The sequence below is a fragment of the Verminephrobacter aporrectodeae subsp. tuberculatae genome (assembly GCF_026127385.1).
Lineage (GTDB): Bacteria > Pseudomonadota > Gammaproteobacteria > Burkholderiales > Burkholderiaceae_C > Acidovorax > Acidovorax aporrectodeae.
In genome coordinates, this window is sequence record NZ_QZCX01000001.1 from 1,609,252 (window position 1) to 1,626,082 (window position 16,831).

A 16,831-nucleotide genomic window follows, 5' to 3' on the forward strand; every position below is an offset into this window, starting at 1 on the left:
AATTATTCAGCCGTCCAGGGTATTTCCGGTCATGCCAGCACACGCGCATCACCTCGTCGCTTGCCCGGGAGTCCACCCGGCGCGTGATTCCGAACGCATCGGTGCTTGGCACCGCAGCCAAGTGGGGGCGATGCCGTGAAATTTTATTGCGCTTTCATTCTCTCTTTTAATTGCTCTTGCAATACCACTTGTCATTGCATTCGCACTGGATGCTACCGCCGCGTGAAGTTCCCGCACACACTGTAATGCAGCGAATCGGGCGCTCGACCGGATTACAAGGGCGAGAATTTTATTACCTGAAATTTTCCGCGCCATAACGGAATTATTTTCAAAGGAGTCTCCCATGACCCACCCATACGACGGCCACTCCACGCACGTCACCAGTGCCACCATTCTCATCAGCGACACCTATCTGACCGCTGGGGAAACCATGACGGTGACCTTCATATTCAACGAAGGACCGTATTGGTATAACTCCACGCGCTCTTCCTTCAGACTCTCGTACGCATCGAGCGACCGTACAGATGTTCTGGATTCACCCCTTGGCGCTTTGTCCGACTTGACCCAGGAGACGGACAACTCCCGGGTCTACACCGCCACGTTCACACCGACTGAGAATATGAAGGGCAAGGGCCGCATCACCCTGGACCTGGCCGCGAACATCCAGTATGGCTATTTCTGGCGGCTTGCCGGGGTATTCCAGTCCGCTGAGTACACCGTGGACACCACGTCGCCCGACGCGGTCTCCAACCCCCGTCTCAACCACGTCACCATCAGCCTCAGCCACGAAGTGTTGACCTATTGGGAGACCATGACGGTCACTTTCGAGTTCAACGAAGTGCCGTGGTCGCCCATTGTCCTACCCGCGGACGTACCCCCTCCGTCCCACAACCGGTCGCACAGTTTCACGACCCACGATGTGGAGGTGTCCCATGGCACGCTGTCCAACTTGGTCCAGAACCCCGACAACCTCAAGATATTCACCGCCACATTCACACCGAATGACCACATAAACCGGGCCGTGGGCCGGATCACGCTGAACTTGGCGAACCTCAGGGATTCGACTGAAATTGGTAATGACGGCACCGGGGTGTTCCAGTCCAGGGAATACACCGTGGACACCATGGTGCCGGCGAACGTCACGAAGGTCTCCATCCGCTTCGACGACCCCTATCTGACCGAAGGCGAGACGACGACGGTCAGAATCGATTTCGACGAAGGACCGTGGAACGGGACTTTTCTTATCCCCGACATGGTGGTGCCGAATGGCGTTTTGTCGAACTTGAACACGGAAGTGGTCGGCGGCACGAGCTACACCGCCACGTTCACACCGAATGCGAACACGAGCCGGTCCGTCGGCCGCATCAGCCTGAACCTGGCGAACGTCTCGGACGCCGGCGACTACAAGGGCCATCCGGGCGCCGGGACGTTCCAGTCTGCCGAGTACGTCGTGGACACCATGCCGCGCAACGCGCAGAGCAACCCGAATCTGAATCACGTGAGCATCCGCCTGAGCGACGCGCTGCTGACGCTGGACCAGAGCATGAGCGTGACCTTCGAGTTCAACGCAGCGCCGTTGGAATCGAGTTTCGCCCTCAGCGACGTCGTGGCGCCGCTGGGCGTCTTTCGCGACTTGGTCAAGGACCCGAACAACGCCAGGATCTACACCGGCCACTTCACGCCGCACAGCAGAACGCGCCAGGCCGTAGGCCAGATCACGCTGGACTTGGCCAAGCTCAACGGCAGCGACGACAACCCGGGCACGGGGGTGTTCCAGTCCACCGAGTACACCGTGGACAACGCGCCGCTCTCCGACTTCAGCCGCGTCAGCATCCACCTGAGCGACACCCGCCTGACCCCGGGCGAGACCGCGACGGTGACCTTCGAGTTCGACGGATGGCCGTCGTTCGACAGCTTCGCCATCGGCGACGTGGCAACGCCGTATGGCCACTTGTCCAACCTGACCCGGGCGACGGACAACGCCCGAATCTACACCGCCACGTTCACCCCGAATGCCGACGTGCGCGGGCTCCACGGCCGCCTCACGCTGGAGCTGACGAACGTCACGGACAAGTTCCGCAACCAGGGCACGGGGGTGTTCCAGTCCAGCGAGTACACGGTCGTGACCGCTGTGGGCAGCAGCTGGAGTTCCACGCTGAATAACGTCGTCATCCGCCTGGGTGACTCCTACCTGAGCCGGGGCGAGAGCACGACGGTGACTTTCGCGTTCAGCGCCGCGCTGCCGGATGAGGACTTCATCCGCCACGTGGTCTCGCCCCTGGGCGTTCTGTCCGCCCTGGGATGGGACGATACCGACAAGGTCTGCACCGCCACGTTCACCCCGAACGTGACCATGGGCAAGGGCATGGGCCGCATTTCCCTGGACCTGTCCAAGGTCAAGGACGAGAACGGCAATCCGGGCTCCGGGATGTACGAGTCCGCCGAGTACACCGTGGATAGCACGCGGCCCCAACTCGACGGCATCACGCTCTCCGACACCCACCTGAATGCCGGAGAGACCGCCATCGTCACCTTTGCCTTCTCCAAGGAAGTCAGCGTCACCAGCCTCAGGGCGGCCCTGGACCTCTCGAATGCCCGGGGCACGCTGGGCGAGCCCGCGAGCACCGACGGCGGCAAAACCTGGACCGCCATCCTCACGCCCCTGGTCGACACGCGCAACGCCAGCGGCGTGATCCGCGTGAACGTCAACAGCGTGCGCGACACGCATGGCACCGCGGGCCTGGGCGACCCGGTCTCGAGCAACGCCTACACCGTGGGCACCGTGCTGCCCACGCTGGCCGCGAGCGGCCACAGCATCGACGACGACCGGCTCGGCATTGGCCAGACTGCCTACGTCACCATCAAATTCAGCGAGCCCGTGAAGGGCTTTGACGCCTCCGACGTAGTCCTGGCCCCCGGTAGCGGCAGCGTGGGCCAAGTGTTCACCGCCTGGCAGCCCGGGGGCGACGGCAGCAGCGACACCTGGGAGGTGACGCTGAATGCCCCCGGCGCCGGCGTCACATCGGCGTACAACCCGATCAGCGTGAACCTCGCGGGCGTCAACACCCGCGAGGGCAGCGCGGGCCTGGGCATCGTGGCCACGGGCCTGCGCTACAGCGTGGACACCATTCGGCCCACGCTGCTTGGCACGCGCATCAGCTACGGCGCGGGCGAGAGCGACACCGTCCTCAAGTACAGAGAAAGCGCGCTGGTGAGCTTCACCTTCTCCGAACCGGTGACGGACTTTGGCCTGAACGACGTGCTGCTGGTCAACGGCCTGCGCGATGGCATGCTGTCGCACTTCACGTCCACCGGCGATGGCAGCGTCTGGACCGCGACCCTGAGCGCGCCGACTCCCGGCATCAGCTCGTCGAACAACACCTTTCGCGTGAACATGCGCGGCGTGAACGACCTGGCGGGCAACGCGGGCGAGGGGGTGGTTGCCACCGGCGTGAGCTACGACATCGACACCATCGCCGGGCGCCCCAGCCTGCGCATCACGCTGGCCAGCCCGCTCACCGTGGGCGCGCACGCCATCGTGACCTTCCAATTCAACGAGGTCGTCACCGGTTTTGACGCCGCCGACATCGTGCTCACGAGCGGCAACGGCACGCTGAGCGATCTGGCCGTCGGCGCGGACGGCAAGACCTGGACGGCGACCTTCACGCCCACGGCGAACACCGAGGTCGCGAACAACACCGTCCGCGTGGACTTGGCGGGCGTGCGCAACGCCGCGGGAGTGGCCGGGGTCGGCAGCGCGAGCAGCGCCAACTACGTCGTGGACACCGTGCGGCCCATGCTGCGCAGTCTGGTCATCGACGACCGCCTCCTGGCGGCGCACGAGGAGACCACCGTCACCATCACCTTCTCCCAGGCAATCGATACAAGCAGCTTCACGCTCGATGACCTGGAGATCATCGATTCCCTGACCCAGCGCAACCAGTCGATCAATGGCCTGCGGGGAACGCTGTCGAACCTGCGCACCACGGACGGCGGAACCACGTGGAAGGTCACGCTCCGGTCCCCTTCTGCGGACAACATGCCCGACAACTGCATCGCGATCAAGCTGCGCGACATCAGCGATGCCGCGGGCAACACGGTCGGCGGGGGCAACGTGCCCGGCGACCCGGCGGGGACTTACATAGCCAACGACCAAGCCTACGCCAACGACAGCTCCCCGCCCCAGGTGAACGGGATCGCCGTCTCGAGCCACAACCTGCGATCCAACGGCACGCTGACCATCACCGTCACCTTCAACGAACCGGTGACGGGCTTTGGCCTCGACGACATATACAGCTCCGCCGGCGCCTCCGGTGGCACGATGTCCGGCCTGAACTCCAGCGAAGGCGGAAAGATCTGGAGCATCACCCTCAGCGCCCCGACGTTCCGGACCTCCGTGACCTGGGCCAAGCTGAGCGTCGTGATGGGGGCGGCGCACGGCATCCGCGACCTCGCGGGCAATATGTCCCGCGAGGGCGGGTTCCACGGCGGCTGGTACAACGTAGACACCCGCGACCTCGTCATCAGGCCCACCGCGACGATCACGCTCGCCGACCGCCAGCTGATGGCCGGTGAAACCACCACCGTCACCATTGTCTTCAACGATCGCGTCAACGGCTTCACGGCAGACGACGTCATCCTCACGAACGCCAACGGCACGCTGGGCCCGCTCACGGCGAACGCCGACGGCAAGACCTGGACGGCGACCTTCACGCCCACGGCCAACGTCCACAGTGCGAGCAACACGATCGGCGTGAACCTCTTCGGCGTGACCGACGCCGTCAACCCGGCCGACACCATAGGCTCTGGCCAGGCCAGCAGCGCCAGCTACAGCGTCAGCACCGTGCGCCCCGGCGTCACGATCGCACTCGATAGCACCAGCCTCACGATGCGCCAGACCACCACGGTCCGCTTCGCCTTCAGCGAGGAGGTCATGGGCTTCACCGAGCAGGACGTCGTGCTCAGCGACGCCAACGGCACGCTGGGCCCGCTCACCGCGGATGCCTACGGCAAGACCTGGACGGCGACCTTCACGCCCACGGCGAACACCGCAAACGCGAGCAACACCATCCGCGTGAACCTCGCGGGCGTGAGCAACGCCGCAGGCAACACGGGCGAGGGCACGGCCAGCAGCGCCGACTACGCCATCGACACCACGGCCATGCGCCCCACCGCCACCATCACGCTGGCCGACACCGACCTCAGGATCGACGAAACCACCACCGTCACCATTGTCTTCAACAGCCAAGTGAGGGGCTTCACGGCAGACGACATCGTGCTCAGCGACGCCAACGGCACGCTGAGCCTGTTCACGGGGAATTCACTCAGCACGACCTGGACGGCGACCTTCACGCCCACGCTCAACGTGCAGGACACGAGCAACACCATCCGCGTGAACCTGGCCGGCGTGACCAACCGTGCAGGCCGGGCAGGCTTCGGCAGCGCCACCAGCGCCAACTACCAGATAGACACCATCGAATCCACGCGCCCCAGCGCCACCATCACGCTGAGCGACAGCGCCCTGAAGATCGGCGAGACGAGCACCGTCACCTTCCGCTTCAACGTGCCGGTCCTCGGCTTCACGGCCGACGACGTCGAGGCGCCCAACGGCACGCTGGGGCCCCTGACGGCGAACGCCGACGGCCGCACCTGGAGCGCCACGTTCACCCCGAATGGGAATACCGAGGACAGCAGCAACGCCATCCGCGTGAACCTCGCGGGCGTGACCAACACCGTCGGCCGCACCGGGTTCGGCCACGCGAGCAGCGCCGACTACCAGGTGGACACCACGCGGCCCTCGGTGCGCTCCATCACGCTCGCTGAAAGCAAGCTCAGCGGCAACGAAGCGACCAGCGTCACCATCGTCTTCTCCGAAGCGCTGGACCGGAGCCTGCCTCCCACGGACGGCAAGGCCTTCACCCTGTCGGACCTCACGATCAACCCCGCGTCCAGCGGCGGCATCTTCTCCGACCTGCGCAGCGACGACGGCATCACCTGGCAGTGCACCCTCACGGCCCCGCCTGCCGTCGGCCGCTCGACGAGCAGCAACCGCGTCCGGGTGAACCTCTCCGGCGTGACCGATCTGGCGGGCAACCAGGGAGAGGGAACCCCGTCCTCCGAGCCGTTCAGCTACGACCTCGTGCGCCCCACCGTGAGCATCACGCTGTCCGACACCGAGCTCACCATGGGCGAGACGGCCTTCGTCACCTTTACCTTCAACGAGCGCGTGACCGGCTTCACGCAGAACGAGGTCGTGCTCACCGGCGCCAACGGCACGCTGAGCCACTTCACGCCCGACACCGTCGGCAGAAACTGGACCGCGACCTTCACGCCCACGGCGAACATCAGCTCCGCGAACAACACCATCGGCGTGAACCTGAGCCGCGTGCGCGACGACGCGGGCAACGCGGGCGAAGGTCTGGGCAGCAGCGCCAACTACCAGATCAACACCTTCGACGACACGCGCCTGAACGCCACCATCACGCTCGCCGACACCCGCCTGACCCCGGGAGAAACCACCACCGTCAGCTTCCGCTTCAGCGAGCGCGTGACCGGCTTCACGAGCGCCCACGTCGTGCTCAGCGACGCCAACGGCACGCTCGGCCCGCTCACGGCGGACGCTGACGGAAGAACCTGGAGCGCCACCTTCACGCCCGCGGCGAACGTCGATGACGCGATGAATAGCATCCGCGTGAACCTCGGCGGCGTGACCGGCGCCACGGGCCGCGCAGGCGATGGCCACGCCATCAGCCCCAACTACAGCGTGAACACCACGCGGCCGGGCGCGAGCATCACGCTGGCCGACACCCATCTCACGGCCGGCCAAACCACCACCGTCCGCTTTGCCTTCAGCGAAACCGTCACCGGATTCACCGCCGCCGACGTCGTGCTCAGCGACGCCAACGGCACGCTCGGCCCGCTCACGGCGAATGCCGACGGCAAAACCTGGAGCGCCACCTTCACGCCCACGGCCAATGTCGAGGACAGCAGCAACACCATCCGCGTGAACCTTGCCGGCGTGAGCAACGCCGCAGGCAACGCCGGCGCAGACCACGCGAGCAGCGCCAACTACCGCGTGGACACCCTGCGGCCCAGCGCCACCATCACGCTCGCCGACACGCGCCTGAGCGCCGGCGAGAGCACCACCGTGACCTTCGCCTTCAGCGAGGCCGTCACCGGCTTTGACGCCAGCGACGTCGTGCTCAGCGAGGCCAGCGGCACGCTGGGGCCGCTTGCGGCAGGCAGTGACGGCAAAACCTGGACGGCAACTTTCACGCCAACGGCCAACGCCAACGCCGCAAGCAACCGCATCAGCGTGAACCTCGCGGGCGTTGCCGACGCTGCAGGCAACGCCGGCGTGGGCAACGCCTCCAGCGCCCAGTACAGCGTGCACACCGCGGGCCCCACGGCGAGCATCACGGTGGCCGACGACGCGCTCACCACGGGCGAGACGACGACCGTCAGCTTCACCTTCAACGAATCCGTCACCGGCCTGGACGCCAGCGACGTCGTGCTCAGCGACGCCAACGGCACGCTGGGCCCGATCACGCCGAACGCCGCGCGCACGGTCTGGACGGCCATCTTCACGCCCACGGCGGGCGTCAACGACGCGACGAACACCATCGGCCTGAACCTCGCCGGCGTGCGCAACGACGCGGGCAACGCCGGCACCGGCAACGCGCGCAGCGCCAACTACAGCGTGGACACGCGCGACACCACCGGCCCCACGGCCACCGTCACGCTGGAAGACAGCGCGCTCACCGCGGGCGAGAGCAGCACAGTCACCATCCGCTTCAGCGAGCCCGTCAGGGACTTCGACGCGAGCGACATCGTCTACACCCACGGCACGCTGAGCTGGCCCACGGCGAACGCCGCGCGCACGGTCTGGACGGCGACCTTCACGCCCACGGCGAACGTCAACGCCGAGACGAATACCCTGCGCGTGGACCTCACTGGCGTGCGCGACGACGCGGGCAACGCCGGGGTGGGCAGCGCCAGCAGCAACTACAGCGTGCACACCACGCGGCCCACAGCGACCGTTGAGCTGGCCGACAGCGCGCTCACCGCAGGCGAGAGCACGACCGTCCGCTTTGGCTTCAGCGAACCCGTCACCGGCCTGGACGCGAGCGACATCGTGTGCACGAGCGGCACGCTGAGCGCGCCCACGGCGAACGCCGAGCGCACGGTCTGGACGGCGACCTTCACGCCCACGGCCAACGTCAGCGCCGGGACGAACACCATCCACCTGGACCTCACGGGCGTGCGCAACGACGCGGGCAACGCCGGGATCGGCAGCGCCGTCAGCACCAACTACAGCGTGAACACCCGGACGGACAGCAGCGGCCCCACGGTCACCATCACGCTGGCCGACACCGCCCTCAGCGCGGGCGAAACGACGACGGTCAGCTTCCGCTTTGACGAGCCCGTGAACGGCTTGGACGCGAGCGACGTCGTGTGTCCCAGCGGCACGCTGGGCGCGATCACGCCGAACGCCGAGCGCACGGTCTGGACGGCGAGCTTCACGCCAACGGCCGACACCAGCGTCCGGGCGAACACCATCCGCGTGAACCTCGCCGGCGTGCGCGACGACGTGGGCAACGCCGGGACCGGCAGCGCCATCAGCGCGAACTACAGCGTGGACACCGTGCGCCCCACGGTGAGCATCGCGCTGGCGGACAGCGCGCTCAGCGCAGGAGAAACGACAAGCGTCAGCTTCCGCTTCAGCGAGCCCGTGAACGGCCTGGACGCGAGCGACATCGTGTGCACGAGCGGCACGCTGAGCGCACCCACGGCGAACGCCGAGCGCACGGTCTGGACATCCACCTTCACGCCAACGGACAACACCAACGCAGCGACGAATACCATCCGCGTGAACCTCGCCAATGTGCGCGACGACGCGGGAAACGCCGGGACCGACGGCACCATCAGCGCGAACTACAGCGTGCACACCACGCGGCCCACAGCGACCGTTGTGCTGGCAGACAACACGCTCATCGCGGGCGAAAGCACGACGGTCAGCTTCCGCTTCAGCGAGCCCGTGAACGGCTTGGACGCCAGCGACATCGTATGCACCAGCGGCACGCTAAGCGCGCCCACGGCGAACGCCGAGCGCACGGTCTGGACGGCCACCTTCACGCCCGCGGCCGACACCACCGCCCCAAGCAATACCATCCGCGTGAACCTCGCCGGCGTAAGCAACGACGCGGGCAACGCCGGCACCGGCAGGGCAGACAGCAGCAACTACAGCGTGGACACCAAGCGCCCCACGGCGACCATCGCGCTCGCCAACACCGCGCTCACCGCGGGCCAAACAACGACGGTCAGCATCACCTTCAGCGAGCCCGTCAAAGGCTTTGACGCGAGCGACATCGTGTGCACGGGCGGCACGCTGAGTTGGCCCACGGCGAGCGCCGACCGCACGGTCTGGACGGCGACCCTCACGCCCACGGCGAACACCAACGCCGGGGCGAATACCCTGCGCGTGAACCTCGCCGGCGTGACCGACGCCGCGGGCAACGCCGGGGTTGGCAGGGCAGACAGCGCCAACTACAGCGTGCACACCACGCGCCCCACGGCGACCATCACGCTGGCCGACAGCGCGCTCAGCGCGGGCGAAACCACGACAGTCACCCTCCGCTTCAACGAGCCCGTCACCGGCTTGGACGCCAGCGACATCGTGTGCAGCAACGGCACGCTGAGCGCACCCACGGCGAACGCCGAGCGCACGCTCTGGACGGCGACCCTCACGCCCACGGCCAACGTCAGCGCCCCGGCCAATACCCTCCGCCTGAACCTCGCCGGCGTAAGCAACGACGCGGGCAACGCCGGCACCGACAGCGCCCTCAGCGCCAACTACAGCGTGGACACCCGGGCGGACACCACGGGACCCACGGCGACCATCACACTGGCCGACACCGCGCTCAGCGCGGGCGAGACCACAACCGTCAGTTTCCGCTTCAACGAGCCCGTCACCGACTTGGACGCCAGCGACATCGTGTGCACGAGCGGCACGCTAACAACACCCACGGCGAACGCCGAGCGCACGCTCTGGACGGCGACCTTCACGCCAACGGCCAACGCCAACGCCCCAACCAACACCATCCGCGTGAACCTCGCCGGCGTGCGCGACGACGCAGGCAACGCCGGCACGGGCAGCGCCATCAGCACCAACTACAGCGTGGACACCCGGACGGACAGCACGGGACCCACGGCGACCATCACGCTGGCCGACAGCACGCTCACCGCGGGCGAAACCACGACGGTCACCATTACCTTCAGCGAGCCCGTGACCGACTTGGACGCGAGCGCCATCGTGTGCCCAAACGGCACGCTGACGACGCCCACGGCGAACGCCGAGCGCACCGTCTGGACAGCGACCCTCACACCCACGGCGAACACCAACGCCGGGGCGAATACCCTGCGCGTGAACCTCTCTGGCGTGCGCGACGACGCAGGCAACGCCGGAGTCGGCAGCGCCGAAAGCAGCCCCTACAGCGTGCACACCACGCGCCCCACCGCGACCATCGCGCTGGCCGACAACGCGCTCACCGCGGGCCAGACAACGACGCTCACCATCACCTTCAGCGAGCCCGTGAACGGCTTGGACGCCAGTGACATCGTGTACACCAACGGCACGCTGAGCGCGCCCACGGCGAGCGCCGAGCGCACGGTCTGGACAGCAACCCTCACGCCCACGGCGAACACCGATGCCGGGGTGAATACCATCCGCGTGAACCTCGCCGGCGTGCGCAACGACGCGGGCAACGCCGGAGTCGACACCGCCTCCAGCACCAACTACAGCGTGCACACCACGCGCCCCACCGCCACCATTGCGCTGGCCAACAACGCGCTCATCGCGGGCCAGACAACGACGCTCACCATCACCTTCAGCGAGCCCGTGAACGGCTTGGACGCGAGCGACATCGTGTACACCAACGGCACGCTGGGCTGGCCCACGGCGAGCGCCGAGCGCACGGTCTGGACAGCAACCCTCACGCCCACGGCCAACACCGATGTCGAGGCGAATACCATCCGCGTGAACCTCGCCGGCGTGCGCAACGACGCGGGCAACGCCGGGACCGGAACAGCATCCAGCACCAACTACAGCGTGCACACCACGCGTCCCACCGCGACCATCGCGCTGGCCGACAGCGCGCTCACCGCGGGCGAAAGCACGACCGTCACCATCACCTTCAACAAACCCGTCAACGGCTTGGACGCGAGCGACATCGTGTGCATGAGCGGCACGCTGAGCGCGCCCACGGCGAACGCCGAGCGCACGGTCTGGACAGCAACCCTTACGCCAACGGCCAACGTCCATGCCGGGGCGAATACCATCCGCGTGAACCTCGCCGGAGTGACCGACGACGCAGGCAACACCGGCACCGGCAGCGCCATCAGCGCCAACTACAGCGTGGACACCCGGACGGACAGCACCGGCCTCACAGCGACCATCGCGCTGGCCGATACCGCGCTCACCGCGGGCGAGACCACGACCGTCACCATTACCTTTAACAAACCCGTCAACGGCTTGGACGCGAGCGACATCGTGTGTCCCAACGGCACGCTGAGCGCGCCCACGGCGAACACAGAGCGCACGGTCTGGACGGCGACCTTCACGCCAACGGCCGACACCAGCGCCCCAGCCAATACCATCCGCGTCAACCTCAGCGGCGTGCGCGACGACGCAGGCACCGCCGGCACCGGCAGCGCCATCAGCGCCAACTACAGCGTGGACACCCGGACGGACAGCACCGGCCCCACGGCGACCATCACGCTGGCCGACACCGCGCTCACCGCGGACAAAACCACAACCGTCACCATCACCTTCAACAAACCCGTCAACGGCTTGGACACCAGTGACATCGTGTGTCCCAATGGCACGCTGAGCGCGCCCACGGCGAACACAGAGCGCACGGTCTGGATGGCGACATTCACGCCCACGGCCAACACCAATGCCGGGGCAAATACCATCCGCGTCAACCTCGCCGGCGTGACCGACGACGCAGGCACCGCCGGGACCGGCAGCGCCATCAGCGCCAACTACAGCGTGGACACAACGCGCCCCACGGCGACCATCACGCTGGCCGATACCGCGCTCACCGCGGACAAAACCACAACCGTCACCATCACCTTCAACGAGCCCGTGACCGGCTTCGACGCCAGTGACATCCTGTGCACGAGCGGCACGCTAAGCCCCCCCACGGCCAACACCGAGCGCACGGTCTGGACGGCGACCCTTACGCCCACGGCCGACACCAGCGCCCCAGCCAATACCATCCGCGTCAACCTCAGCGGCGTGCGCGACGACGCAGGCAACACCGGCACCGGAAGCGCAGAGAGCGCCAACTACAGCGTGGACACCAAGCGCCCCACCGCCACCATCATGTTGGCAGACACCGCGCTCACTGCGGGCGAGACCACAACCGTCACCATCACCTTCAACGAGCCCGTGACCGGCTTCGACGCCAGCGACATCGTATGCACGAGCGGCACGCTAAGCCCCCCCACGGCCAACACCGAGCGCACGGTCTGGACGGCGACCCTTACGCCCACGGCCGACACCAGCGCCCCAGCCAATACCCTCCGCGTCAACCTCAGCGGCGTGCGCGACGACGCGGGCAACACCGGCACCGGCAGGGCAGAGAGCGCCAACTACAGCGTGGACACCACGCGCCCCACGGCGACCATCACGCTGGCCGATACCGCGCTCACCGCGGACAAAACCACAACCGTCACCATCACCTTCAGCGAACCCGTAGAAGACTTTGACGCCAGCGACATCCTGTGCACGAGCGGCACGCTCGGTTGGCCCACGGCCAGCGAGGACCGCACGGTCTGGACGGCGACCCTCACGCCCACGGCCAACACCAACGCAGCAACCAATACCATCCGCCTGAACCTCGCCGGCGTGCGCGACGACGCAGGCAACGCCGGCACCGGCAGCGCCTCCAGCGCCAACTACAGCGTGGATACCAAGCGCCCCACGGCCACCATCGCGCTGGCAGACAGCACACTCACCGCAGGCAAAACCACAACCGTCACCATCACCTTCAGCGAGCCCGTCACCGGCTTGGACACCAGCGACATCCTGTGCCCCAACGGCACGCTGAGCTCGCCCACGGCCAACGCCGGGCGCACGGTCTGGACAGCGACATTCACGCCCACGGCCAACGTCAACGCCCTGGCCAATACCATTCGCGTCAACCTCGCCGGCATAACCGACGACGCAGGCAACACCGGTACCGGCAGCGCAGACAGCGCCAACTACAGCGTGGACACCCGACCGGCAGACACCGCGGGCCCAACAGCCACGGTCACACTGGCCGACACCTACCTGACCGTTGGCGAAACCACAGCAGTCACCTTTGCCTTCAACGAGCCCGTCACCGGCTTCACGCGCGACGACGTCGTGCTCAGCGAGGCCAACGGCACATTGACCGACCCCACGACGAATGACCAAGGAAGAACCTGGACGGCGACATTCACCCCCACGGCCGGCGTTGAGAACAGCAATAACACCATCCGCGTGAACCAGGAGGGCGTGCGCAACGCCGCAGGCCGCGCCGGCACCGGCCACGCCCATGGCCCCCGCTACCAGATCGACACCCGCGCCCCGGTGCTCGCCAGCGCCACGGCCAACGCCAGCCAGTTGGTGCTGCGCTACACCGAGGGGACCAGCCTGGACGCAACGCATATCCCGCCCACCACGGCCTTCACGGTGCGCGTCGATAACGTGCCCACCGCCGTCACCGCCATCGCGGTAAGCGCGCAGGAAAAGACCGTGAGCCTGACGCTGGCCACCGCTGTCACCAACGGCCAGGCCGTGAGCCTCGCCTACACCGACCCCACGGCCGGCAACGATGCCAACGCCATACAGGACGCGGCCGGCAACGACGCAGCCAGTTTCGCGGCCACGCCGGTGGACAACCACACCCCCGCGCCACCGGGTCCGGCTCCGGGTCCGGCTCCGGGTCCGGGTCCGGGTCCGGGTCCGAATCCAGCCCCGAGCCCGAGCCCATCGCCCCCGGAAGGCCCGGCGCCCAAGGACAGCAAGGACACGGACGGCGACAGCATTCCCGACAGCCTCGAAGACCCGACCCCCGGCCTCCCCGGCCCCGACGGCGCAGCCCCCGTGGCCGGCGACGGCAACGGCGACGGCGTCCAGGACGGCACGCAGGCGGCAGTGGGATCGACCAGCGCCAGAGTCCGCGCCACCGCAGAGAGCGCAGCCAGCACCCCCGTGACCCTGGTGGCAGGCAGCCAGGACGGCAAGGTCGATCCGGACAGCGGCGCGCGCATCACCCGCCTGGCGCAAGAGGACGCCCCCGCCCAATGGCCCGATGGAATGGAGATGCCCCTCGGGCTGCTCAGCTTCCGGGCGACGCTGGCCGCAGGCCGCAGCAGCGAGAAGTTCAGCCTGTACCTGGACCCCGCGCTGGGCGTCAACGGCTACTGGATGCAAGACGGCAGCGGCACCTGGATCAACCTGAGCAGCGCAGCCTACGGCGGCAAGATGGTGAGCGAGGGCGGGCGGCTGCGGCTGGACTTTGAAATCAGCGATGGCGGACCGTTCGACGCCGACGGCCAGGCCAACGGCGCCATTACCGCCCCCGGCGCCCCGGCGCAGATGCAGCTGTCCGTCGTGGGCCTGGCGTCCGATTTGGCGTCCAACGGGTTTTGGCTCTGATCGGCGTGATATAAGGCCGGGTTTGACTATTCATCAACTCACGAAAGGATCCCTTATGCGTCTCTTCATTGCCATGGTATTGCCCTGGTTGGCGTTCTTCACGATTGGCAGGCCGATTGCGGGAATCGTCTGCCTGTTGCTGCAAATCACGCTGGTTGGCTGGATCTTTGCCATGACTTGGGCGGTGTTCGCGCTGGGTCAGTACGAGACCGAGCAGAAGATCGCAAAGGCGCTCGGCGGTGGATTTCCCGCGAAAGTGGCGTAGGCACCTTGAGCGGATGACGCCGTAGATATCCGCTCCGTCGCTTGTCCGAAGGCACCCGGAAATCCTCCATCAGGAGAGGGAGCCGGGAGCCCCGGGCAGAAGCGTGTGAAGGCCTCCTCGCAAGGGAGGCCTTTCGCTTTCCGGGGCATCCAACACGCCTCGCGAAGGCGCTCAGGGTCGAGCGCTAGTGGTAAACCACTAACCCCCATTCTGGTAAACCAACGAATAATTGGTCCATCCACTTCCCGCCATGACACTCGAACTCGTCCACCCACAACCCGAGCAGTTCCTCGACAACGAGGACAAGCTCCACGACAGGGCCTATCTGCGTCTGGCAGCCAGCGTTCATAAACTGATCAAACAGGGGGAGTTCTTGCCGGGCCAGCGTTTGCCCTCGGAGCGCGCGCTCGCGGATCGCTTCGGCGTCAGCCGCACGGCGGTGCGCGAGGCCATCATTGCGCTGGAACTCCAGGGCGTGGTGGAGGTGCGCGGGGGCTCGGGCATCTACGTGTGCCAGGCGCAGGGCGCCGCCGTGCCGCCGCTGCCCGGTGCCCGGGAGACGGGGGTCGGGCCGTTTGAACTGCTGCGCGCGCGCTGCCTGATCGAGTCCGAGGTCGCGGCCGTGGCCGCGGTATCGCGCAAGGACGCGGACCTCGACCGCCTGTTTGCCGCGCTCAAGACCATGCGCGAACAGCTCCACGACAAGGCCGCCAACGAGGCCGCGGACGTGCAGTTCCATGTGCATATCGCCGAGGCCTCGGGCAACAGCGTGCTGCGCCGCACCGTGCAAGGCCTGCGCGAGCAGGAGCGCGGCCCGCTGTGGACCCAGATCGAACAGCATTTCCACTCGCCCGAACTGCGGCAGAAGTCGCAAGAGGACCACCAGCAAATCTTCGCGGCCATCGTCGCCGGGCAGGCCGAAGCCGCCCGGCTCGCGATGCGCGCGCACCTGGAGCAGGTGATTTGCGAATTTGCCCAAAGCTGGCGCTGAACCCTAAGGAGTCATCGATGCAATACGTTTTCAGGAACAAGCGGATGGTGCCGATGGTGGTGTGGTGCTTGGCCGGCCTGTGCGCGGTGGCGCAGGCGCAACCGGCGCCTGCGGCGGGCGCCAGTCCGCGGCTGGATGCGATCCGCAAAGCGGGTGCGTTGCGCGTGGGCGTGTTGCAGAACGCGCCCTGGCTGGTGGAGAACACCACCGGCAGCGGTGCACCCTGGAGTGGCCCGGCTTGGTTGCTGGCCGAGGAATACGCGCGCCTGCTGGGGGTGCGGTTGCGCACCGTCGCGGTGTCGCACGAGACCAAGGTGCCGGTGCTGGCCGCCAACCAGGTCGATATGACCATCAGCCCCTTGGGCGAAACACCGCAGCGCCTGAACGTGGTGGACTTCGTCACCTATTCGACCACCAGCGTCTGCATGTTTGGCCGCGCAGACAAGGCGGCCCCATTCGCCCAAGCCGCTTCGGTGGACGATCTGAACCGGCCCGAAGTGACCATCGCCTACTTCACGGGGAGCGCGGAGGAGGGCTGGATCAGGACGCGCTTCCCGCGGGCGCAGCTGCGCGCGGTGGCCAGCTCCGGCGCCACGGCGCCGGTGGAGGAAATCATGGCGCGCCGTGCCGACGCGGCGCCGATCAACCGTGTGTCATGGGTCGGCCTGCAACGCAAAGTCAAGGGGTTGGCGGCTTTGCCCAAGGAAAACAATTGCCAGAGCAGCGCCGAGAAGGCCTCGCCGGTGGGCTTGGCCGTTGACAAGAACCAGCCGGTCTACCTGGACTGGCTGCGCCAGGTGGCGCGCGCGCACCAGGCCAGGCTCAACGCGGACGAGGCGCGCATGGTCCAGGCAATGCAATGAACGCAAACCCGAAAGGAGACTTT

4 protein-coding genes are annotated in these 16,831 nt (G+C 67.0%); all 4 read left to right on the forward strand.

Features of this window, described 5'->3' with window-relative positions:
* Positions 1-343: 343 nt before the first annotated feature.
* Positions 344-14,689, forward strand: coding sequence for an Ig-like domain-containing protein (locus tag D5041_RS06830; RefSeq protein WP_265284166.1), 14,346 nt, complete (start codon positions 344-346; stop codon positions 14,687-14,689).
* Positions 14,690-14,744: 55 nt separating this feature from the next.
* Complete coding sequence (locus tag D5041_RS06835; protein ID WP_010103350.1) at positions 14,745-14,954, forward strand: hypothetical protein; 210 nt, start codon at positions 14,745-14,747, stop codon at positions 14,952-14,954.
* A 250-nt stretch (positions 14,955-15,204) separates the two neighbouring features.
* Positions 15,205-15,945 carry a FadR/GntR family transcriptional regulator gene (locus D5041_RS06840; protein ID WP_265257886.1) on the forward strand — a complete coding sequence of 247 codons (741 nt, stop codon included), beginning with the start codon at positions 15,205-15,207 and terminating at the stop codon, positions 15,943-15,945.
* Positions 15,946-15,989: 44 nt separating this feature from the next.
* On the forward strand, positions 15,990-16,808 hold the full coding sequence (locus D5041_RS06845) for a substrate-binding periplasmic protein (protein ID WP_010103353.1): 819 nt from the start codon (positions 15,990-15,992) through the stop codon (positions 16,806-16,808).
* Positions 16,809-16,831: the final 23 nt, after the last annotated feature.

Excerpts from the sequence above, each read along its gene's own strand:
- D5041_RS06830 (WP_265284166.1), top strand. The coding sequence starts at position 344 with ATGACCCACCCATACGACGGCCACTCCACGCACGTCACCAGTGCCACC.
- D5041_RS06845 (WP_010103353.1), top strand. The coding sequence starts at position 15,990 with ATGGTGCCGATGGTGGTGTGGTGCTTGGCCGGCCTGTGCGCGGTGGCG.
- D5041_RS06835 (WP_010103350.1), top strand. The coding sequence starts at position 14,745 with ATGCGTCTCTTCATTGCCATGGTATTGCCCTGGTTGGCGTTCTTCACG.
- D5041_RS06840 (WP_265257886.1), top strand. The coding sequence starts at position 15,205 with ATGACACTCGAACTCGTCCACCCACAACCCGAGCAGTTCCTCGACAAC.